This is a genomic window from Kribbella sp. NPDC050470 (genome assembly GCF_044458365.1).
In the GTDB taxonomy this organism is placed as follows: Bacteria; Actinomycetota; Actinomycetes; order Propionibacteriales; family Kribbellaceae; genus Kribbella.
The window spans coordinates 161,654-181,373 of the sequence record NZ_JBITHV010000016.1 but is presented as its reverse complement, the minus strand read 5'-3'; the positions used below and the strand labels follow the sequence as shown (position 1 = coordinate 181,373).

Here is a 19,720-nt window from a genome sequence, read left to right as displayed (position 1 = left end):
GGGGGGGGGGGGGGGGGGCTCTCCCGCGCGCCGCCCCCCCCCCCCCCCCCCCCCCCCCCCCGGGGGGGGGGGGGGGGGGGCCCCCCCCCCCCCCCCCCCCCCCCCCCGCGCCGGGTAGGTCAGCGTCGGCTGCCACGGCGGGATCGTGCTCGAGTACACCGTCGGCCAGACGAACGCCGACGGCGTCAGCAACAGTCCTTCGCCGGCCAGCCGCCGTACGCCCTGGAATCGTCGGTGCCTGATGTGCAGCGAGTCGCCGCGCCACCGCACCGACTCGGCGAGGTCGTCGAACAACCCGGCCGGTCCGGCCAGCCCGAGTTGCCGGCCGCGATACCGCAGATCGTCTTCCAGCAAAGCCCGAATCCGCCCCCAGTGCGGCGCGATCGCCAGGTCCCAATACGTCTGCAGCTGCTCGGCAAGCAAGGCGATCCCGGCCGCTGGGTCGGCGTACAGCTCTGCAACAGCCGCCGAAGGCAAATCGTTGGCCCTCGGCAACTGCCGGGGGAGTTGTGCCTCCGCCAGCGAGCCGAGCGGATGGCTGCGCGCATACGCGAGTACGTCGAGATCGGCACGGACCTGGTCGGCCGGGACCCGCCGCAGGGCGCCGAGATCCGTGTCGAGATCGGAGAACGGACTGTGCGGCGCCGGGGTGAGGAAGTCCGGGATGTACCAGACGTCCGGATCGACGAGATCGAAGAGCAACCCGAGGTCGGCGCCCGCGATCCGCTCCCGGGCCGCGCGCGCCCAGCGGTCGTGGAAGCGGTCCGGCCGCCGGGTCCTGAGCAGCCGGATGCTCGCGGCCACCTCCCACAGCGGCGACACCGCGATCCGGGTCCGGGCCAGGTCGGCCACGGTGAAGGTGATCGTCAGCATTCAGCTCAGCCTAAATCAATTCAGTCGGCGGGCCGGCGGTCCGAGGGTTGCGGACATGACGATGCGACTCAAGATCGGCGACCTGGACATTCATCGACTCGGCTTCGGCGCGATGCGGCTGACCGGCTACCGGCCGGCGGCCGACCGGGCGGACGCGATCCGCGTCGCCCGGCGGGCGGTCGAGCTGGGCGTCGACTTCATCGACACCGCCGACGCGTACGGGATCGGGGCCAACGAGGAGCTCCTCGCCGAAGCCCTGCACCCGTACGGCGACGTGGTGATCGCGACCAAGATCGGGCACACCCGGCCCTCGCCGCGCGAGTGGATTCCGTTGGGCCGGCCGGAGTACCTGAGGCAAGCGGCCGAGCTCAGCCTCCGCCGCCTGCGGGTCGAGCGGATCGACCTGCTGCAGTTGCATCGCGTGGATCCGGCGGTCCCGCTCGCCGACCAGCTCGGCGCGCTGGCGCAGCTCGTGGCCGAGGGCAAGGTGCGGTACGTCGGCCTGTCCGAGGTGACTGTGGACGAGTTGCGGGAAGCCCGTCGGCACGTCGAGGTCGTCAGCGTGCAGAACCGCTACAACCTGACCGATCGCGGGCACGAACCCGTGCTGGAGTACTGCACCACCGAGGGAATCGCCTTCATCCCGTGGGTCCCGATCGCGCTCGGCGAGCACGCCGGATCGCGGGTGCTGGCGGAGATCGCGGCCGAGACCGGCGCCACCGCGGCGCAGCTGTCGCTGGCCTGGCTCCTGCACAGGTCACCGGTCGTGGTGCCCATCCCGGGCACGAGCTCCGAAGCGCACTTGGCCGAGAACGTCGCCGCCGCCGACGTGCGGCTGACGGCGGACCAGACGACGCGGCTCGAGGCCTATAACGGCTGACGCCTCTACAGTTGATGGATGGTGTTCTTCGGTGGACTGCTCGGCCTGATCGGGCTGGCGACACTGGTGTTTCGCGACGGCGACATCGGTGGGTTGCCGGCGGTCGGGATCGGCGTGGGCCTGCTGGTCGTCGGGGCCGCGGTGGCCGGGCTGGGCGTCGTACGGCGTCGGCGGCTGAAGCGCCGGCGGGCGGAGCGCGGTGAGCCGGAGCCGATCGGGGACGTGTTCGAGCGGGCTCGTGCGCTGCCGCGGCTGCTGCGTGCCGCGCGGCGCGGCGACTATCCCGGGTTGCCCACCAGCCGGATGGCGCTGTGGGGGCTGGCTGTGGTGTACCTGATCTCGCCGATCGATGTGCTGCCGGAGTTGCTGCCGCTGCTCGGGATCGCCGACGACGCGGGTGTCGCGGTGTGGTTGCTCACGAGCGTGTCGACCGCGACGGGCCTCTACCTTCGTCACGAGCGGGATCAGCAGCGAGCCAAGCCGTGATGTCGGCAGCCGCCTCTTCCGGATGCTCGTAGGCGAACAGCTGCAACGGATCTGAGGGCGGCCCCGACTCGGTGAGCCGGGTGGCCGCGGCGAGGAGCTGATGGGCGGCCGCCAGCACGAGCTCGGCCTGAGCGACCGCCTCGGCCGGGTCGTCCAGCGTCACCGCCGACCGGGCGAGATCGGCGACTTCGCAAGCCTGATAGGCCATCGCGAGCTGAGCCCGGTTTGCCACGACGCTCCCGCCGCTGCCGACGGCGTTGAGCGCGCCGGCTGCGACACCGGCCAGGAGGATCATCAGCACCCTTCGAGGATCACGGCTCGGCCGACGCTCCACAATGCGCGATCCCCGTAGCCAGCCTAAGGCTGAGACGTAGGCTGGACTCATGCGGTACGACCTGGACGACCTCCGACTGTTCACGCATGTGGCGGCAGAGGGCTCGATCACCGCCGGCGCGCGGGTGATGCACCTGAGTCTGCCTTCGGCGAGCGCGCGGGTCAGGGCGCTCGAGGCGCAGGCCGGCGTACCGCTGCTGATCCGCGAGCGCCGCGGCGTCCGGCTCACCCCGGCGGGCGCCACGCTGGCCCGGCACGCTCGCGAAGTTCTCGCCGAGACAACCCGGCTCGACAGTGCGGTCGCGTCGTACGCCGTCTCCCGGACCGCGCCGATCCGCCTGGTCGCCGGCGGTTCCGCGATGCACCAGCTCGTGCCCGCCGCGCTCGCCACCTTCCTGCGCGACCATCCCGAGTACGACGTGAACGTGAGCGAACGGCGGACGATCCGGAGCGTCCGCCTGCTCGCTTCCGGGGAGGCCGACCTCGGCGTCATCCTGGACGACGAGCCCACCAGCCTGCGCACCGAAACGCTCGCCGACGACTCCCTGGTCGTGATCGGCCAGGCCGGCGGCGTCCTGTCCGGCCGCACCTCGATCGCGTACGCCGAGGTCGCCGAACACCCCCTGGTCGGCCTCGACCGCGGCTCACCGCTCACCCAGTGGATGGACGACCGCTTGGGTCCGCACGCCCCGGCTCCGCGCTACCGGACGCTCGTCCCCACCCTGCATACCCTGATCACCCTCGCCACCGCGGGCGTCGGTCTGGCGATCGTCCCGCGCCGGGCCGTCGACGCCAACACCGCCGTGGAGATCTGCCCGCTGCAGGACTCGTGGTCCACCCGGGCCCACCTGCTCTGCTACGCGGCGAACGCCCCCGAGTCCGCCCACCTGCTGGCGACCCACCTGCATGCCGCAGCAACCCGCTAGCGCCCGGACCGGCTCCGCCGACTAGCGTTCGGGTATGAACGCGGACGAGGCGATTCCCCTGCAGGCGTTCAGCGCCTTGCTGCACAGTGAGAACGTCGCGACGGTCTGCAGAGCGTTGAACATGTACCAGGTGGCCGCGTCGTACACGCGGCTGTCGGGAGGGAATCCGCTGGAGCCGCTCGGCGGCGAGGTGCGGCAGGTCGCCCGGCAGGTGTTGTCGGGGCCGCCGGTTGCCGGCGACGGGGAGATGCGGGCGGCCTTCGATCACCTGAGCGCGTTGAACGTGATGACGAGTCTGGCCGAGGCCGAGGACGCGGAGTTGATCGCGGGCGTGCTCGAAGGCACCGGGGATGCGGACGTGCGGGCGACGGCTCTGCTGGCGGCGGCCGCCGTACCTGCTGATCCGGGGGCGCGGCTGGCGGGTGTGCTGGATGCGATGGCCGCGGACGAGGCGCTCGACGAGCGGGACCGGGCTCGGGCGCAGGCCGTGCGGACCAAGCTGGCTGGTGGCCTTGGGTAGCGTGCAGGCATGCGCGCGCTGACTGTTGAAGAGGCCCGGCAACGGGCGGGAGAACTTGTAGTCCGGTCGTACCACGTCGACTTCGACCTGACCGGGACCGGTGACACGTTCGTCACCACGAGCCGGATCCGATTCGGAGCGACGAGCGACTCGACCTGGGTGGACGTGAAGCCCGAGCGGCTGCTCGCGGTCGAGTTGAACGGCGGCGCGCTCGACGTCGGCCTGCTCGCGGAGGGCCGGTTCCCGCTGAGCGGTCTGCGCGACGAGAACGACCTCGTGGTGACTGCCGAAATGAAGTACTCCGTGGACGGCGAGGGCCTGGTGCGGTCTGTCGACGCGGCCGACGGGCGTGTCTACACGTACGGGATGTCGTCGCTCGAGTCGGCGCCCCGGTACTACCCGTGCTTCGACCAGCCCGACCTCAAGGCGCCGTACACGGTGACGGTGAAGACGCCGGAAGACTGGGTTGTGCTGGGCAACGGCGCGGCCACGCAGGTCGCGCCGGGGATGTGGGAGCTCGCCGAGACCAAGCCGCTGTCGTCGTACTTCGTCACGATCGTGGCCGGGCCGTACCACCTGGTCCGCAGCGAGTACGACGGGATCCCGCTCGGGCTCGCCTGCCGGCAGTCGCTGAAGGAGCACCTGGAGCGGGACGCGGCCGACCTGTTCCGGACCACCGGGCAGGCGTTCGGCGAGTACCACCGGATGTTCCGGCGGCGGTACCCGTTCGGCGAGTACTGGCAGGTGTTCGTGCCGGACTTCAACCTCGGCGCGATGGAGAACCCGGGCTGCGTCACGTTCGCGGACTACCTGGTCTTCCGTAGCAACGTGACCGATGCCGAGCGCAGCACCCGGGCCCGGATCGTCGTGCACGAGATGGCGCACATGTGGTTCGGCGACCTGGTCACGATGAAGTGGTGGAACGACCTGTGGCTGAACGAGTCGTTCGCCGAGTACATGGCGCACCGGGTGTCCGAGGGGGCCACCGACTACCGCGGCAACTGGACCGACTTCGGCTTCGTCCGCAAGTGGTGGGGGATGCAGACCGACCAGAGCAGCTCGACCCATCCGGTCGCGCCGGACAGCCTGAAGGACGCGCGGCAGTCGCTGGACGACTTCGACGGCATCTCGTACGCCAAGGGCGCCGCGGTGCTCAAGCAGCTCGCGAAGTACCTCGGCGACGACGTGTTCCTCAAGGGCGTCAACGCCCACCTGGAGGCGCACGAGTACGGCAACGCTGACCTGCACGAGTTCATCGCCAAGCTGAACGAGGCAGGCGCCCGCGACCTGGACAGTTGGTCCGGCCAGTGGTTGCGGACCTCCGGCCTGGACACCATCACGGTCGAGCGCACGCCGGCCGGCGTCGTCCTGCGCCGCACCAGCCCGGACGGGTCCCGCCGGCCGCACAAGCTGAGTGTCCGCGGGTACGACGAGAGCGGCGCGTCCGCCACCGTCGACGTCATGGTGGACGGCGACTCCATGGAAGTTGCCCTGAGCAATCAGGTGGTCGTGCCGGACGCCGGCGACGACACCTGGGCGAAGATCCGGCTCGACGCGACCAGCCTGGCCAACCTGCCCGCTGTCCTGCCCGCGATCGCCGACGGCGCCACCCGCGCAGTGATCTGGAACTCGGTCCGCGACGCCACCGCCGACGCCGAGCTGGATCCGCGGAAGGCGCTCGAGCTCTTCGCCACCGCGATCCAGCACGAGGACAGCGATATCGCGGTCGGCTCGCTGGTGCGCTGGCTGCAGGATCGGGTGCTCGGCGGCTACCTTCCGTACGACGAGTCACGTGCCGTCGTCGTGGATGCCCTGAGCAACAAGCTCGCGACGACCGAGCCGGGCAGCAGCCTGCAGCTCGCGACCGTGCGCGGCTTCATCGCGACCAGCGACGACGCCGACCTCCTGCAGGCGTGGCTCGACGGCAAGCAGGTCCCACCTGGCCTCGACATCGACGCCGATCTGCGCTGGGCACTGGTGCTGCGGCTCGTTCGGCTGGACGCGTTCGGCAGCGCCGAGATCGACGCCGAGCTGGCCCGCGACACGTCGACCGAAGGCGTCAACCACGCGGCCCGCTGCCGGTCGGCGCTGGCGGACGGCAAGGAGGCCGCCTGGACGCGGATCATGACCGATCCGGCGATCGGCGTGAAGGAACTGCTGGCCGCGGCCGAGGGCTTCTGGCATCCCGGTCAGGCTGGGGTCACCGCGCCGTACGTGGACCGGTTCTTCGCCGACATCCACCGAACCGCCGAGATCAGGTCCGGCATGGTGGTGGCGCTCGCCGCGCAGCGGATCATGCCGGAGTTCGTGATCGAGCCGGAGCTGCTGGCCCGGGCCGAGGCGCTGGCCGCGGACGAGACGGTTGCCTCCGGCATCCGGCGGCAGACCGCCGACTTCGCCGACAACCTCCGGAAGGCGGTCGCAGTTCGCCGAACCTTCGGTTAGCCTGACTACGCAGAGTGTCGCCCCGAGCCCGAGCAGTCACCGAATGCGCTGGATAGGCGAGCGCTTGATGTTCGTAGGCCTGGATGGGTGTTTCAGTGAACGGTGAGCCGCTCGGCGACGGCCTTCCGGGCCTGGTGGATCCGGGCCTTGACCGTGCCCAGTGGGACGTCGAGCTCGTCGGCGATCTCGGCGTACGAGAGCGCGCCGAGGTCGCGCAGGACCAGTGGCTGGACGAGCTGCGGATGGCTGGACTCCAGGCTCTCCAGGGCCTCCAGCAGGTCCAGCCGTGAACCGGCGATCACCGAGGTCGTGCGCGGGTCGACGGCCTCCGGCAGCACCTCGGCGGACTGCTCCACCGACCGCCGCTTGAGCGAACGGTAGGTCTGCCGGGCCTGGTTGGTGGCCACGATCGTCACCCAGCCCGCGAAGCTGCCGGTGCCCTTGAACGTGTGGATCTTGTTCGCCACCTGAAGCAGGGTGTCCTGGACCGCCTCCTCGGCGTCCTCGTGGTACGGCAGGAACTTGGCCACCCGCCGCTGCACCTGCGGACGGATCGCCTGCAACAGTTCCGGCACCACCGACTGGTCCCCCGTCGCGGCGCGTGCCGCGAGTTGCTCCAACTCCTCGTTCATGCTCCCCCAGAGTGGTGTTCGCCTGACGGCCCGGCTGTGATCGACAATAACCCGGATGGATGTCATCGGGAGGTACCGGCTGCAGGGCAAGATCGGCGCGGGCGCGTTCGCGACGGTCTGGCGGGGGTACGACGACGACCTCGACGTCGACGTGGCGGTCAAGGTCCTCGCCGACAACTGGGCGTCGCGCGCCGACGTGCGGGAGCGGTTCCTGTCCGAGGCGCGGTTGATGCGCCGGATCGCCAGCGACCGGGTGGTCCGGGTGTTCGACCTCGGCAAGCTCGACGACGGTCGTCCGTACTTCGTGATGGACTACATCGGCGGCGGGACGCTGGCCGACGTACTGCGGCTCGGGCCGCTGGAACCGGCCGAGGCGTTGTGGTGGGGCGCCGACCTGGCCCGCGCGGTCTCGGCTCTGCACGGCGAGGGCGTCGTACACCGCGATGTCACCCCGGCGAACCTGCTGCTCCGGCCCAACCAGGGCGACGAGTCCGGCGGCGGCACTCATCGAATCGTGCTGGCCGACCTCGGCCTGGCCAAGCGGGCTGCGGAAGCCTCTGGACTGACCCAGGCCGTCGGTACGCCGTCGTACATGGCGCCCGAGCAGGGCCGGGGCGACGGTGGGTTCGACGAGCGGGCGGACATCTACGCAGTCGGCGCGGTGACGTATGCGCTGCTCACCGGGCATCCGCCGTACTCGGCCGGCTCGATCAGCGACGTGCTCAACCGCGACCCCGACCTGCCGCCACCGAGCCTGCGGTCGACGCTGCACGACGCGGTCGGGCCGCTGGACGACGTCATGTCCCGGGCGCTCGCGTACCACGTCACCGACCGTTGGGAGCGCGCTGACACCCTCGCCGAGCGGTTGGAAGCAGAGGCGTACCGGCTCGAGCAGGAGGCGCCGCTGCGCGCGATGGAGCGCACCCACATCAGCGACGACGACGACCTCCCAACCACGGTCGCGACGGACGCCCCTCCGGTACGGCGCAGCCGCCGCGGCCGAGCCCTGTTCCTGCTGACCCTTCCGATCGTCTTCGTCCTCGCCGGCGTCGGCGGCTGGTACCTGTTCGGACGCTGAGACGAGGGTCTGCGGCGCGTCGTCTGACTGCTTAGAGTAGTCTCCCGTCGCTGTTCGTACGGCTCAAGTCCGGTCGCGCCGCGCCCGGCGTCGCCGCAGATCATGACCTACGTCCGGGCCGGCCAGGAGGCCAGTGTCAAGGGCATCCGCGGCGGCTACGTCCTCTACTTCAAGTCCGGCACCGCCTGGAACGGCAAGACCCGGCAGTTCACCAAGTCGTGCAGCTTCCAGAAGTTCGACCAGCCGTTCTCCGCCAACCAGGGCTGGAGAATCAGCCTCAAGCCCACCATCGGCGGCAACGCGTCGACCAGTGAGGTCGACGGCTACTAGTACGTCACCGTGATCCGTTGCGCGGCCGGGTCGATGCTGACCTGGCCGCCGTACGGGAGGATCAGTTGTGGGTCGGTGTGGCCGATGTCGAGGCCCTTCACCACGACGGCGGACGGGTTGTACTCGGCGAGGGCGCGGTCGACTGCGAGGTACTGGCCGGTGACGTAGGCGACGGCTTCGGACGGGGTCGTGTGGTGGTCGAGCGCCCAGGACTTCGGGCGTCCCCAGAGGACCGCGTCGAAGCGCTCCAGCAGGCCGCGCTCACCGAAGTTGCGGAGGATCCGGTACAGCTGTTCCGCCGTCGGCATCTCCTCGCTGGTCTCCAGGAACAGCACCCCGTCGTACTCCGAAACCGGCCGCATCCACCGGTTCGCGGCGAGCTGCCAGTCGAGGATCTCCACGCAGCCACCCCACAACCGCCCACTGACCGCCTCCGAGCCGCTCCACGTCCACCCGGTGCCGTCGAACAGTTCCGGCTCGGTCTCCAGCAGCGATGCGTCCGCCCAGTCGCGGTCGTGGTCGGTCCAGCCGGTCGCCGGGGTCAGGTCGAAGTCGCCGGGCGTGAACAGTGCCGCCCGGAGCGAGCGCTCGCTGTCCGGATGCATCGCGCCACCGCGGCCGAACTGCACCATCACGCTGCCGCCGTGGTACGCCGGCAACCCGTGGAAATACAGGAAGTTGAGCAGATTCGTGTTGTCGCTGTACCCGAAGAACGGCTTCGGGTTCGCGCGGAACACCTCGGGATCGAGATGCTTCAGCACGGTGAGCTGGTCGGATCCGCCGATCGTCGCGATCACCGCGCGGATCGACGGGTCCGACCAGGCCGCATGCAGATCGGCCGCCCGCTGCTGCGGTGTCGTCCCGAGCTTGCGCGTCGTCGGGTACTCGACCGGCTCCAGGTCCCAGGAGCGCAGCCGCTCCAGCCCGAGCTCGTACGGCGCCGGGAAGATCTCCGGCAACCCACCGGACGGCGAGACGATCGCGACCCGGTCACCTGGCTGGACCATTCAGACCCCGATCGGGTGCCAGACGGTCTTCAGCTCCAGGTACTGCGTGAGCCGCGACAGCCCCGGAGACTCCGGCCAGTCCTCCTCGACAGGACGCCGTACCCGCTTGAGGTTCTCCGCCGCGGCGGCCTCCAGGTCCCGGGCCTCGTCGGCGTCCTCGATCCCGCACAGGTCGATCGCGTTGACGTCCAGGTGCGACGCCAGCCACGGGCCGATCTCCGATGCGGACCCGGTCAGCAGGTTGACCACGCCGCCCGGCAGGTCGGAGGTCGCCATCACCTCGCCGAGCGTGACAGCCGGCAACGGGCGCTCGTACGACGAGACCGCGACGACCGTGTTGCCGGAGACGATCGCTGGCGCGATCACGCTGGTCAGCCCGAGCAGGCTGGAGTCCTGCGGCGCCAGCACCGCGACCACGCCGGTTGCCTCAGGCAACGAGAAGTCGAAGTACGGGCCGGCCACCGGGTTGCTGGACCCGACCACCTGGGCGAGCTTGTCGGCCCAGCCCGCGTACCAGACCCAGCGGTCGATCGACGCGTCCACGACCGCGCGCGCCTTCGCCGCCGACAGGCCCTCGGACGCGGCGACCTCGGAGCTGAACTGGTCGTGCCGCCCCTCCATCACCTCGGCGATCCGGTACAGCACCTGGCCGCGGTTGTACGCCGTCTTGCCGGACCAGCCGCCGAACGCCTTGCGGGCCGCGACGACCGCGTCCCGGGCGTCCTTGCGGGAGGCCTGGGAGGCGTTCGCGAGGAACCGGCCCTTGGCGTCGTTCACGACGTACGACCGTCCGGACTCGCTGCGCGGGAACGCGCCGCCGATGTACAGCTTGTAGGTCTTCCGCACCGCGAGCCTCTGACTGTCCTTAGTGGGCAAGGTAGGCCTCCAGACCGTGGCGACCGCCCTCGCGGCCGTAGCCCGACTCCTTGTAGCCGCCGAACGGCGAGGTCGGGTCGAAGCGGTTGAACGTGTTCGCCCAGACCACGCCGGCGCGCAGCTGGTTCGCCATCCACAGGATCCGGGAACCCTTGTCGGTCCAGATCCCGGCGGACAGCCCGAACGGGGTGTTGTTCGCCTTCTCCACCGCCTCGGCCGGGGTCCGGAAGGTCAGCACCGACAGCACCGGGCCGAAGATCTCCTCGCGGGCGATCCGGTGCGCCTGCGACACCCCGGTGAAGACGGTCGGCGGGAACCAGTAGCCCTCGGCCGGCAGCTCGCACTCCGGCGACCAGCGCTCGGCGCCCTCGTCCTCGCCGATCTGGGACAGCTCGCGGATCTTGGCCAGCTGGGCCGAGGAGTTGATCGCGCCGATGTCGGTGTTCTTGTCCAGCGGGTCGCCGACCCGCAGCGTGCTCATCCGGCGCTTCAGCCGGGCCAGCACCTCGTCGTACACGCTCTCCTGGACCAGCAGCCGCGATCCGGCGCAGCAGACGTGGCCCTGGTTGAAGAAGATGCCGTTGACGATGCCCTCGATGGTCTGGTCGATCGGCGCGTCCTCGAAGACGATGTTGGCCGCCTTGCCGCCGAGCTCCAGCGTCACCTTCTTGTCGGAACCGGCCACCGCTTTGGCGATCGAGCGGCCGACCTCGGTCGACCCGGTGAACGCGACCTTGTCCACGTCCGGGTGCTCGACCAATGCCTGGCCGGTGCGGCCGGCGCCGGTGACGATGTTCACCACACCGGGCGGCAGGTCGGCCTGCTGGCAGATCTCCGCGAAGGCCAGCGCCGTCAGCGGAGTCGTCTCGGCAGGCTTCAGTACGACGGTGTTGCCGGCTGCCAGCGCCGGCGCGATCTTCCAGGCCAGCATCAGCATCGGGAAGTTCCACGGGATCACCTGGCCGGCGACCCCCAGCGGCTGCGGGTCCTCGCCGGCGCCGGCGTACTCGAGCTTGTCCGCCCAGCCCGCGTAGTAGAAGAAGTGCGCGGCCACCAGCGGGATGTCGACGTCGCGGGACTCCCGGATCGGCTTGCCGTTGTCGAGCGACTCCAGCACGGCCAGCTCCCGGGAACGCTCCTGGATCAGCCGGGCGATCCGGAACAGGTACTTCGCCCGGTCCCGGCCGGCCATCGGCCCCCAGACCCGGTCGAACGCTCGACGGGCCGCCTTGACTGCCTTGTCGATGTCGGCCGGCCCGGCCTCGCTGACCTCGGCGAGCACCTCCTCCGACGACGGGCTGACGGTCTTGAACGGCTTCCCGTCCGTCGCCTCGACGAACTGGCCGTTGACGAAGAGCCCGTACGACGACTTGATGTCGACGATGGCCCGTGACTCGGGAGCCGGTGCGTACTCGAATCTGCTCATGCCTCAGTCCAGCGTGAAGTAGTCGGGGCCGGGGTAGTGCCCGGTGGCCAGCTTGGTGCGTTGCATCAGCAGGTCGTTCAGCAGGCTGGACGCGCCGAAGCGGAACAGCTCCGGGTCCAGCCAGTCCGGTCCGGCCGTCTCGTTGACCGTGACCAGGTACTTGATCGCGTCCTTCGCGGTCCGGATGCCGCCGGCCGGCTTGACGCCGATGTGCAGGCCGGTGGCCTCGTGGTAGTCGCGGACCGCCTCGAGCATGATCAGCGTCACCGGCAGCGTGGCCGCCGGGGACACCTTGCCGGTCGACGTCTTGATGAAGTCCGCGCCGGCCAGCATCGCCAGCCAGGACGCCCGCCGGACGTTGTCGTAGGTGACCAGCTCGCCGGTCTCCAGGATCACCTTCAGATGCGCGTCGCCGGCCGCCTCTCGGATCGCGGTGATCTCGTCGAACACCATCGCGTACCGCCCGGACAGGAAGGCGCCGCGGTCGATCACCATGTCGACCTCGTCGGCGCCCGCGGCGACCGCGTCCTTGGTGTCCTGGACCTTGATCGCCAGGCTGGAACGCCCGCTGGGGAAGGCGGTTGCGACACTCGCCACGTTGATCCCCGAGCCCTGCAGCTCCTGCTTCGCCGTCGCCACCAGGTCCGGGTAGACGCAGACCGCGGCGACCTGCGGGGTGCTCGGGTCGGCCGGGTCGGGCCGGCGCGCCTTCGCACACAGCGCCCGGACCTTGCCGGGGGTGTCCTGGCCCTCCAGCGTGGTCAGGTCGATCATCCGGATCGCCAGGTCCAGCGCGTACGCCTTGGCGGTGGTCTTGATCGACCGGGTGCTCAGCGTGGCGGCCCTGGCCTCGGCGCCGACCTGGTCGACGCCCGGCAGGCCGAGCAGGAACCGGCGCAGCCGGTCCTCGGACGAGGTCACGTCGGCCAACGAGTCGACGCCGCTGTCGAGTGTGGTCACCCCGGCAGTCTAGGCCCTGCAGGTCACGATCCATGCCTCGCTGTGGGGTCGGTGACCGGTCGTTGGTTACGTTGTGCGGGTGAAGCAGAAGCCGTCGGAACGCGAGCAGTACCTGTCCACGTCGAACCGGATCACCGGGGTGATCGTGATGGTGATCGGCGCGGCCGGGCTGCTCGACATCGTGCTGGAGTGGCGGACCGTGACCGGTCTGCTGGTCGCCGCCGTGATCGGCCTGCTGATGATGCTCGCGTACGTCGGCCTGGTCCGGCCGTCGGTCACCCTCAGCCCCGAGAACATCCTGCTGCGTAACCACCTGCGCGACCACACGATCCCGTGGAACAAGGTCACCGGCGTCGACGTCACCGACATCCTCCGCGTGCACACCGCCGACAACCGCTTCCGGGCGCCCGGCGTCCAGGTCGTCATGCGCGACCTCCGCAAGCAGCGCGTCGGCGGCCGGAAACTGTCCGACGACAGTTCGATCTCCCGCGCCGACTTCGTGGTGGAGCGGATCGAGACCCACCTGGAGCAGTACGGCAAGAAGGCCGAGGGTGAGATCGTCACCTCCTGGGCCCGTCCTGAACTGGCCATCGTGGCTGCGCTGGCGGTCGTCGCCGCAGTGGCCGCCGTGCTCCGCTAGCCGAAGCGGGGCTGCCGATGCCGTCGCTGTCCCGTCGCACTCTGATCCGCACCGGCGTGGCCGCCGCGATCACCGGAGTAGCCGGCGTGGCCGCGATGGAGACCGGTGTCGTCCCCGGTCGCGCTCGCGTGCACGACGTACTCGGGCTGACCGGGCCGGACGGCGTCGTACCCGATGTGCCCGGCGGGCCGGTCGAGTCGGGCACCTTCGAGTCGTTCGGACGCCGTACGACGGTCGGCTACAGCGTCATCTACCCCGACGGCTACGGGCCGTCCGCAGCGCTTCCCGTCGTACTTGTGCTGCACGGGCGTGGCGGCGACCACACGTCGGCGGTCAACGAACTCGGCATCGACCGCTACCTGACTGCCGCCGTCCAAGCCGGTACGCCGCCCTTCGCTTTGGCGACGGTGGACGGCGGGCGGGAGACCTACTGGCATCGCCGGGCCGGTGGCGAGGATCCCGGGTTCATGCTCGACCAGGAATTCCTGCCCCTGCTGGCGAAACTCGGCCTCGACACCACGCGCTACGGCCTGCTCGGCTGGTCGATGGGCGGGTACGGCGCGCTGCTGTGGGTCGCGCTGCACTACTGGCAACGACGTGTCCGGCCGGCCACTCGGGCGGTCGCAGTCGGCGCTCTCAGTCCGGCGCTCTGGCATCGCTACGAGGACACCACGCCCGGTGCGTTCGACGACCCGGCCGACTTCGAGACCAGTCAGGTGTTCGGCCGCAGGAGCGGGTTCCGGGATGTTGCCGTGCGCATCGACTGCGGCCGGGACGACCCGTTCGCCGAGGCCGCAGAGGACCTGCGGACCGAGCTCGGGGCGACCGGCGGCGTCCAGTTGGGCGCGCACACGGCCGGCTACTGGCGACGCATGCTGCCGGACCAGCTGCGGTTCCTCGGCACCAGAGTCGCCGATTAGCGGGAACTCCGGTCGGGTTCGCGGCGTCAGAGCCCGTGTTCAGCCTGGGATGGCCCCCTGCGCACTCCAGGATGTGCACGACACGTCCCTGAATCTCGAGAGTGGAGATCATGCTCAACCTCTCCCGTAACACCTTGCGTGGTCTGGCCGGCGCCGCTGCCGCCACCGCCCTCGCAGCCTTTGCACTTCCGAACGCGCAGGCCGTCCCGGCCGCGAACCCGCCCTACCCGGTCCTGCCGCAGCCGGCCGAGACGCCGAACCAGGTGGCCGGCAACCCGCCGGCGGGTGAGGGTCTGACGACCATGGCGTCGTCGCCGACGACCATCGTCCGCTACAACCGGCTCTACAGCACCCCGGCGATCACGCCGTCGAAGTGCCGGGAGGTCAACGTCTCGCTGCGCACGCAGGCGGGCGTGGCGTCGTACGCAAGCCAGCTCTGGACGTGCATGTACGCGGCGTGGGCCGTTCCGCTGAAGGCAGCCGGCGCGGCGTACAAGGTGAAGCCGAAGCTGTCCGTGCACAGCGGCACGCTGATCGCCACCGACTGCGGGACCGTCAGCAACACCACCGGCTACTACTGCAGCGGGCGTGGCGGTGTCATCTACGTCCCGGCGGCGCAGATCATCAAGACCTGGGGCCAGAACCCGACCTACGCGCGGGCGTGGCTGACCCAGATGATGTCGCACGAGTACGGGCACCACGTGCAGTTCCTGACCGGCATCCTGAACGCGTCCTGGACGCGTCAGCGGGCGTTCACCACCAACGCCGCGCGGCTAGAGGAGAGCCGTCGCCGCGAGCTGCAGGCGTCCTGCCTGGGCGCGGCCTACGTCGGCGCGAACAAGCGGTACTACCCGATGGCCGGTGGCCTGCTCACGCAGTACAACTACCTGATCAGCCACATGGGCGACCAGCCGGGCGGCGTCCGCGACCATGGCTCGCCGAAGAACCACGCGTTCTGGTCGACCGCGGGCTTCAACGCGCGGCACACCTACACCGTCGCGGGCAACTGCAACACGTTCAACGCGTCGTCGACCTACGTCGCCTGACCCGCTGGACGTTCTAACGTAACTCGGCCGCCTGGTACGCGTTGGCGTACCGGGCGGCTGTTGCGTTTTGCCGACACGTGCACGATCTGCGATCGTGTGGTTACTTGTTTCGGGCTCGCACGCCTTACAGTTCTGAGTCGAGCAGTCTCACGGCAGGAGTCAAGGACAGTGAACTACGACGAGTTCAACACCGAGTACGCCAAGGTGCTGGACAAGATCAAGAGCGGCAGGTGCAGCTGGTCCGAGCTGTCCGGTCACGTGACCCGGCTGCGTCAGGCGACCGCGGGGATCACCGTGCCGGTGGAGCGGACCCAGGTCGACCACGACCTCGCGGCGCTGAGCCAGATGGTCGACATGTCGCGGCGGACCAACGACAAGGAAGACGTCTGGACGGTCACGTCCGAGGCGATCCGCCGGGCCAGCAGCCAGGAGGGCTCGGTCGCGGACCGGATCGCCCGGATCGACGCGAGCATCACCGAGATCTCCAACCTGGCGAACCGGAACCCGGACGAGCGCGACGCGCTGATGCAGTCGACCAGCACGCTGCGCATCCTGCACTCGTCGCTGCAGGCGTCGCTCCGCGCCGAAGAAGCCGAAGCCGCCGCCGCCGCTCGCTGAGCCGTCCCCGTCCCGGGGAGCCACCCGCCAGGTGCTCCCGGTACGTCGAACGTCAGCCGCTGACCCTGGATGGTCGAGCGGCTGACGTTTCGTGCGTTCTAAAGACCCAGGGCTGCGGACAGGGCCTGCTTGACCGCGGCCAGGTCCGGGGCCGCCTGCGCACGGGCGGCCGCCACGTCGCTCGTGACCGGGATGACGACCTCCAGGTAGCACTTGAGCTTCGGCTCGGTGCCGGACGGGCGCACCACCACCCTGGCGCCCTCGGAGAGCGTGTAGCGCAGGCCGTCGGTCGGCGGCAGGGTTTCGGAGCCTTGGCTGAGGTCGTCCACCCGCTCGACCGTGTGACTGCCCAGCGACGTCGGGGGAGTGGCCCGCAGCCGCTCCATCGCGGTCGCGATCAGCGACAGGTCCTCCACCCGCACCGACAGTTGGTCGGTGGCGTGCAGGCCGTGCTTCACAGCCAGGTCGTCAAGCAGGTCCAGCAGCGTGCGCCCCTCGGACTTCGCCTCGGCCGCCAGCTGCAGCACCCGGACCAGCGTCGACACGCCGTCCTTGTCCTTCACCGCCACCGGGTCGACGCAGTACCCGAGCGCCTCCTCGTAGCCGAAGACCAGCCCCGGCACCCGGCCGATCCACTTGAAGCCGGTCAGCGTCTCGACGTACTCGACGCCGTGCGAGGCCGCGATCTTGCCGAGCAGGGACGACGACACGATCGAGCACGCCGCCACGCCCTCGGGCCGGGACGACAGCAGGAACTCGCCGAGCAACCCGCCCAACTCGTCCCCGCGCAGCATCCGCCAGCCGCCGTCGGCCACGGCATCCGGTACGGCGACCGCACACCGGTCCGCGTCCGGGTCGTTCGCCACCGCGATGTCCGCGTCCATCGACCGGGCCAGCTCCAGCGCGGCGTCGATCGCGCCCGGCTCCTCCGGGTTCGGGAACGACACGGTCGGGAAGTCCGGATCCGGATCCGCCTGCGACGCCACCACCGACGGTACTGCGAACCCGGCACGGGCGACCGCGTCCTCCACCAGCGAGCGGCCGACGCCGTGCAGCGGTGTATAGGCCACGTTCAGCTCGCGCGGCGCGTCCGCCGGCACCAGCTCGCCGATCCGGTCCAGGTAGGCGTTGATCAGCTTGTCGCCGGTGGTCTGCCAGTCGTCGCCGCGCGGCACCGAGTCCAGTGGGCCGACCGCGGCGATGGCGGCCGCGATCTCCGCGTCCGCGGGCGGCACGATCTGCGACCCGTCACCCAGGTAAACCTTGTAGCCGTTGTCCTGCGGCGGGTTGTGTGACGCGGTGACGACCACGCCGGCCACGGCCTTCAGGTGCCGGATTCCGAAGGCGACCACCGGCGTCGGGGCCGGCCGGTCCAGCAGCACGGCGTCCAGGCCGGCGCCGCGGACCACGGCGGCGGTGTCCTGCGCGAACACGTCGGACTTGTGCCGGGCGTCGTACCCGATCAGGACCGGGCCGTCGGTCAGGCCTTTCGACTTCAGGTAGGCGCAGAGGCCGGCGGCGGCGCGGATGACCACGACCCGGTTCATCCGGTTCGGCCCGGCGGCGACGGCGCCGCGGAGCCCCGCCGTACCGAACTCGAGGGTGCCGGCGAAGCGGTCGGCCAGCTCGGCCTCGTCGCCGGCGTCGAGCAGCGCCCGGAGCTCGGCGCGCGTGTCGGGGTCGGGGTCCTCGCTCAGCCAGGCTTCGGCGGCGGTCCTGAGGTCATCGTTGACGGTCACAACCGCAAGATAGCTAATGTCCCGACGACTGGCAGGGGCGCGCGCGGAGGTCGGCGACGTAGTCGTCCGGGGCGCCGGCCGCCTCGGCGGCCTCGGCGAGGATGCCCAGGTAGCGGGCCGAGGGCAGACCGCCCTCGTAGGCGTTCAGGACGTACATCCAGGCCAGCTGCTCGCCGTCCAGGGTCTGCACCCGGACCTGGATCTTGCGGTAGACGCCCTGGTCGATCCACTCCCACTCGTCCAGCCGCTCGACGTCCTTGGGGTGGATGTCGTAAAGGGCCACGAAGACCTGGTTGGACGGGTCGGCGGGGTCCTCCACCACGGTGGCCATGGCGCCCTCCCAGCCGAGCTCCTCACCGCCGAAGGTGAGCCGCCAGCCGGTGATCCACCCGGTCCCGCGCAGGGGCGAGTACGGGCACCGCTCGGCCATCAGGTTCGGGTCCAGATTCGACGCAAACGCGGCGTACAGGGTCACGACGACACAGAATACGGAAGAATGGCCTCCCGTGGCGCGAGTTGTGATCATCGGAGGCGGTCCCGGCGGGTACGAAGCGGCCAGTGCGGCCGCCCAACTGGGGGCGGAGGTGACGGTCGTCGATTCCGACGGAATCGGCGGTTCAGCGGTGCTCACCGACTGCGTTCCGAGCAAGACGCTGATAGCGACGGCCGAGGTGATGACCGAGGTCGAGGAGGCCGGCCGGCTCGGCGTCCGGCTCGAGGACGGCGACGACGATCCGGCGAACGCCGTGCGTGTCGACCTCTCCGTCGTCAACCAGCGGGTCAAGCGGCTGGCCGCCGCGCAGTCCGACGGCATCACCCGGCGGCTCGACCGGGACAAGGTGAGGATCATTCAGGCTCGCGGCCGGCTGGACGGGCCGGAGACCGTGATCGCCGGCGACGAGCGACTGGACGCCGACGTCGTACTGATCGCCACCGGGGCGCGGCCGCGGATCCTGAAGGGCTCCGAGCCCGACGGCGAGCGGATCCTGACCTGGGAGCAGGTCTACGAGCTCGAGGAGCTGCCCGAGCGGCTGATCGTGGTCGGGTCCGGTGTCACCGGCGCCGAGTTCGCCAGCGCGTACGACGCCCTCGGCAGCGACGTCGTCCTGGTGTCCTCGCGGGACCGGGTGCTGCCCGGCGAGGACGCGGACGCGGCCGCCGTACTGGAGGACGTGTTCAAGCGGCGCGGGCTGACCGTGCTGGGCAAGTCCCGGGCCGAGTCGGTCAAGCGGCAGGGCGACGGGGTCGTGGTGACGCTCACCGACGGCCGCACGGTCGAGGGATCGCACGCGCTGCTCGCGGTCGGATCGCTGCCGAACACCGATGACATGGGACTTGCCGAGTCGGGCGTGTCGCTGGGCGACGGCGGCTTCGTCACGGTCGACCGGGTCTCGCGGACCACCGCCCGCGGCGTCTATGCGGCCGGTGACTGCACCGGCGTACTGATGCTCGCCTCGGTCGCCGCCATGCAGGGCCGGATCGCGATGGCGCACGCGCTCGGCGACGCGGTCAGCCCGCTGGATCAGTCGACCGTCTCCGCGAACGTCTTCACCGCCCCGGAGATCGCCACCGTCGGCGTGTCCCAGGCCGCCGTCGACGCCGGCGGCAGTACGGCGATCGTCGTCAAGGTCCCGCTGGCCGACAACGCCCGCGCCAAGATGCAGGGCGTCCGGGACGGCTTCGTGAAGCTCTTCTGCCTGCCGAACACCGGCATCATCGTCGGCGGCGTGGTGGTCGCCCCGCGCGCCAGCGAGCTCATCCACCCCATCTCCCTGGCCGTAGCCGCCCGCCTCACCGTCGACCAGGTGGCCGCCTCCTTCACCGTCTACCCCTCAGTCTCCGGCTCCATAGCCGAAGCCGCCCGCCAACTCCACCTGCGGGACTGACAAGCCCGAGGAAGAGCAGCAGAGCCAGAAACAAGACAAGAACAAGACGAAAGAAAACAAAAGAGGATTTGATTTGGTCTCTGGCTGATGTGGCCGCGC

21 protein-coding genes are annotated in these 19,720 nt (G+C 70.3%); 12 read left to right on the top strand and 9 right to left on the bottom strand.

Annotated elements, in window-relative coordinates; genetic code table 11:
- Window positions 1–873, bottom strand: an 873-nt coding sequence (locus ACIBGM_RS40540) for a DUF5937 family protein (RefSeq protein WP_396388567.1), incomplete at its 3' end; no start/stop codon positions are given.
- Between the two features lie 55 nt (window positions 874–928).
- Here ACIBGM_RS40540 and ACIBGM_RS40535 point away from each other — a divergent pair.
- Window positions 929–1,753: an aldo/keto reductase gene (locus ACIBGM_RS40535; RefSeq protein ID WP_360538160.1), complete on the top strand. Its 825-nt coding sequence runs from the start codon at window positions 929–931 to the stop codon at window positions 1,751–1,753.
- A gap of 18 nt (window positions 1,754–1,771) precedes the next feature.
- Window positions 1,772–2,239 carry a YkvA family protein gene (locus ACIBGM_RS40530; RefSeq protein ID WP_360538162.1) on the top strand — a complete coding sequence of 156 codons (468 nt, stop codon included), beginning with the start codon at window positions 1,772–1,774 and terminating at the stop codon, window positions 2,237–2,239.
- On the opposite strand, the gene ACIBGM_RS40525 is transcribed toward ACIBGM_RS40530, so the two are convergent.
- Window positions 2,169–2,540, bottom strand: coding sequence for a hypothetical protein (locus tag ACIBGM_RS40525; RefSeq protein ID WP_360538164.1), 372 nt, complete (start codon window positions 2,538–2,540; stop codon window positions 2,169–2,171). The genes ACIBGM_RS40530 and ACIBGM_RS40525 overlap by 71 nt on opposite strands.
- Window positions 2,541–2,622: 82 nt before the next feature.
- Between ACIBGM_RS40525 and ACIBGM_RS40520 the strand changes: the two genes are divergently transcribed.
- The 3 genes from ACIBGM_RS40520 to pepN are packed head-to-tail and all read left to right on the top strand — an operon-like array spanning window position 2,623 to window position 6,463.
- Window positions 2,623–3,498: a LysR family transcriptional regulator gene (locus tag ACIBGM_RS40520; protein ID WP_360538166.1), complete on the top strand. Its 876-nt coding sequence runs from the start codon at window positions 2,623–2,625 to the stop codon at window positions 3,496–3,498.
- A gap of 34 nt (window positions 3,499–3,532) precedes the next feature.
- Window positions 3,533–4,018, top strand: a complete 486-nt coding sequence (locus tag ACIBGM_RS40515) for a hypothetical protein (protein ID WP_360538168.1) — start codon at window positions 3,533–3,535, stop codon at window positions 4,016–4,018.
- Window positions 4,019–4,027: 9 nt separating this feature from the next.
- Entirely contained in the window at window positions 4,028–6,463 is a 2,436-nt protein-coding gene (gene pepN, locus ACIBGM_RS40510) for an aminopeptidase N (protein ID WP_360538170.1), read from the top strand.
- A 92-nt stretch (window positions 6,464–6,555) separates the two neighbouring features.
- On the opposite strand, the gene ACIBGM_RS40505 is transcribed toward pepN, so the two are convergent.
- A complete protein-coding gene (locus ACIBGM_RS40505; protein WP_360538172.1) occupies window positions 6,556–7,095 on the bottom strand; it encodes an RNA polymerase sigma factor in 540 nt (179 codons plus the stop codon).
- Between the two features lie 55 nt (window positions 7,096–7,150).
- On the opposite strand from ACIBGM_RS40505, the gene ACIBGM_RS40500 reads away from it, so the two are divergent.
- Entirely contained in the window at window positions 7,151–8,173 is a 1,023-nt protein-coding gene (locus tag ACIBGM_RS40500) for a serine/threonine-protein kinase (RefSeq protein ID WP_396388566.1), read from the top strand.
- Window positions 8,174–8,275: 102 nt separating this feature from the next.
- Entirely contained in the window at window positions 8,276–8,503 is a 228-nt protein-coding gene (locus ACIBGM_RS40495) for a hypothetical protein (RefSeq protein ID WP_360538176.1), read from the top strand.
- Here the strand turns inward: ACIBGM_RS40495 and ACIBGM_RS40490 are convergent.
- Genes ACIBGM_RS40490 through deoC form a run of 4 tightly spaced genes read right to left on the bottom strand, consistent with a single transcriptional unit; the run spans window position 8,500 to window position 12,772 of the window.
- Window positions 8,500–9,510: a S66 peptidase family protein gene (locus ACIBGM_RS40490; protein ID WP_360538178.1), complete on the bottom strand. Its 1,011-nt coding sequence runs from the start codon at window positions 9,508–9,510 to the stop codon at window positions 8,500–8,502. The two genes, ACIBGM_RS40495 and ACIBGM_RS40490, sit on opposite strands and share 4 nt — an antisense overlap.
- Window positions 9,511–10,356 carry an aldehyde dehydrogenase family protein gene (locus ACIBGM_RS40485; RefSeq protein ID WP_360538180.1) on the bottom strand — a complete coding sequence of 282 codons (846 nt, stop codon included), beginning with the start codon at window positions 10,354–10,356 and terminating at the stop codon, window positions 9,511–9,513.
- A 19-nt stretch (window positions 10,357–10,375) separates the two neighbouring features.
- Complete coding sequence (locus ACIBGM_RS40480) at window positions 10,376–11,812, bottom strand: aldehyde dehydrogenase family protein (RefSeq protein WP_360538182.1); 1,437 nt, start codon at window positions 11,810–11,812, stop codon at window positions 10,376–10,378.
- A 3-nt stretch (window positions 11,813–11,815) separates the two neighbouring features.
- Window positions 11,816–12,772 (bottom strand): deoxyribose-phosphate aldolase, encoded by a 957-nt coding sequence (deoC, locus tag ACIBGM_RS40475; RefSeq protein ID WP_360538184.1) that lies wholly within the window; start codon window positions 12,770–12,772, stop codon window positions 11,816–11,818.
- Window positions 12,773–12,851: 79 nt separating this feature from the next.
- Between deoC and ACIBGM_RS40470 the strand changes: the two genes are divergently transcribed.
- The 4 genes from ACIBGM_RS40470 (at window position 12,852) to ACIBGM_RS40455 (ending at window position 15,996) form a co-directional block, all read left to right on the top strand.
- On the top strand, window positions 12,852–13,412 hold the full coding sequence (locus ACIBGM_RS40470; protein ID WP_360538186.1) for a PH domain-containing protein: 561 nt from the start codon (window positions 12,852–12,854) through the stop codon (window positions 13,410–13,412).
- Between the two features lie 17 nt (window positions 13,413–13,429).
- Window positions 13,430–14,332, top strand: a complete 903-nt coding sequence (locus ACIBGM_RS40465; RefSeq protein WP_360538188.1) for an alpha/beta hydrolase-fold protein — start codon at window positions 13,430–13,432, stop codon at window positions 14,330–14,332.
- A 110-nt stretch (window positions 14,333–14,442) separates the two neighbouring features.
- Complete coding sequence (locus ACIBGM_RS40460) at window positions 14,443–15,378, top strand: neutral zinc metallopeptidase (RefSeq protein WP_360538190.1); 936 nt, start codon at window positions 14,443–14,445, stop codon at window positions 15,376–15,378.
- Between the two features lie 168 nt (window positions 15,379–15,546).
- Complete coding sequence (locus ACIBGM_RS40455; RefSeq protein WP_396388565.1) at window positions 15,547–15,996, top strand: hypothetical protein; 450 nt, start codon at window positions 15,547–15,549, stop codon at window positions 15,994–15,996.
- A gap of 98 nt (window positions 15,997–16,094) precedes the next feature.
- Here the strand turns inward: ACIBGM_RS40455 and ACIBGM_RS40450 are convergent, their stop codons facing one another.
- Both ACIBGM_RS40450 and ACIBGM_RS40445 read right to left on the bottom strand, forming a co-directional pair.
- Complete coding sequence (locus ACIBGM_RS40450; protein WP_396388564.1) at window positions 16,095–17,735, bottom strand: phospho-sugar mutase; 1,641 nt, start codon at window positions 17,733–17,735, stop codon at window positions 16,095–16,097.
- A gap of 13 nt (window positions 17,736–17,748) precedes the next feature.
- Window positions 17,749–18,210 (bottom strand): gamma-glutamylcyclotransferase, encoded by a 462-nt coding sequence (locus tag ACIBGM_RS40445; protein ID WP_360538196.1) that lies wholly within the window; start codon window positions 18,208–18,210, stop codon window positions 17,749–17,751.
- A gap of 31 nt (window positions 18,211–18,241) precedes the next feature.
- Between ACIBGM_RS40445 and ACIBGM_RS40440 the strand changes: the two genes are divergently transcribed.
- Entirely contained in the window at window positions 18,242–19,621 is a 1,380-nt protein-coding gene (locus tag ACIBGM_RS40440; RefSeq protein ID WP_396388563.1) for an NAD(P)H-quinone dehydrogenase, read from the top strand.
- Window positions 19,622–19,720 lie beyond the last annotated feature (99 nt).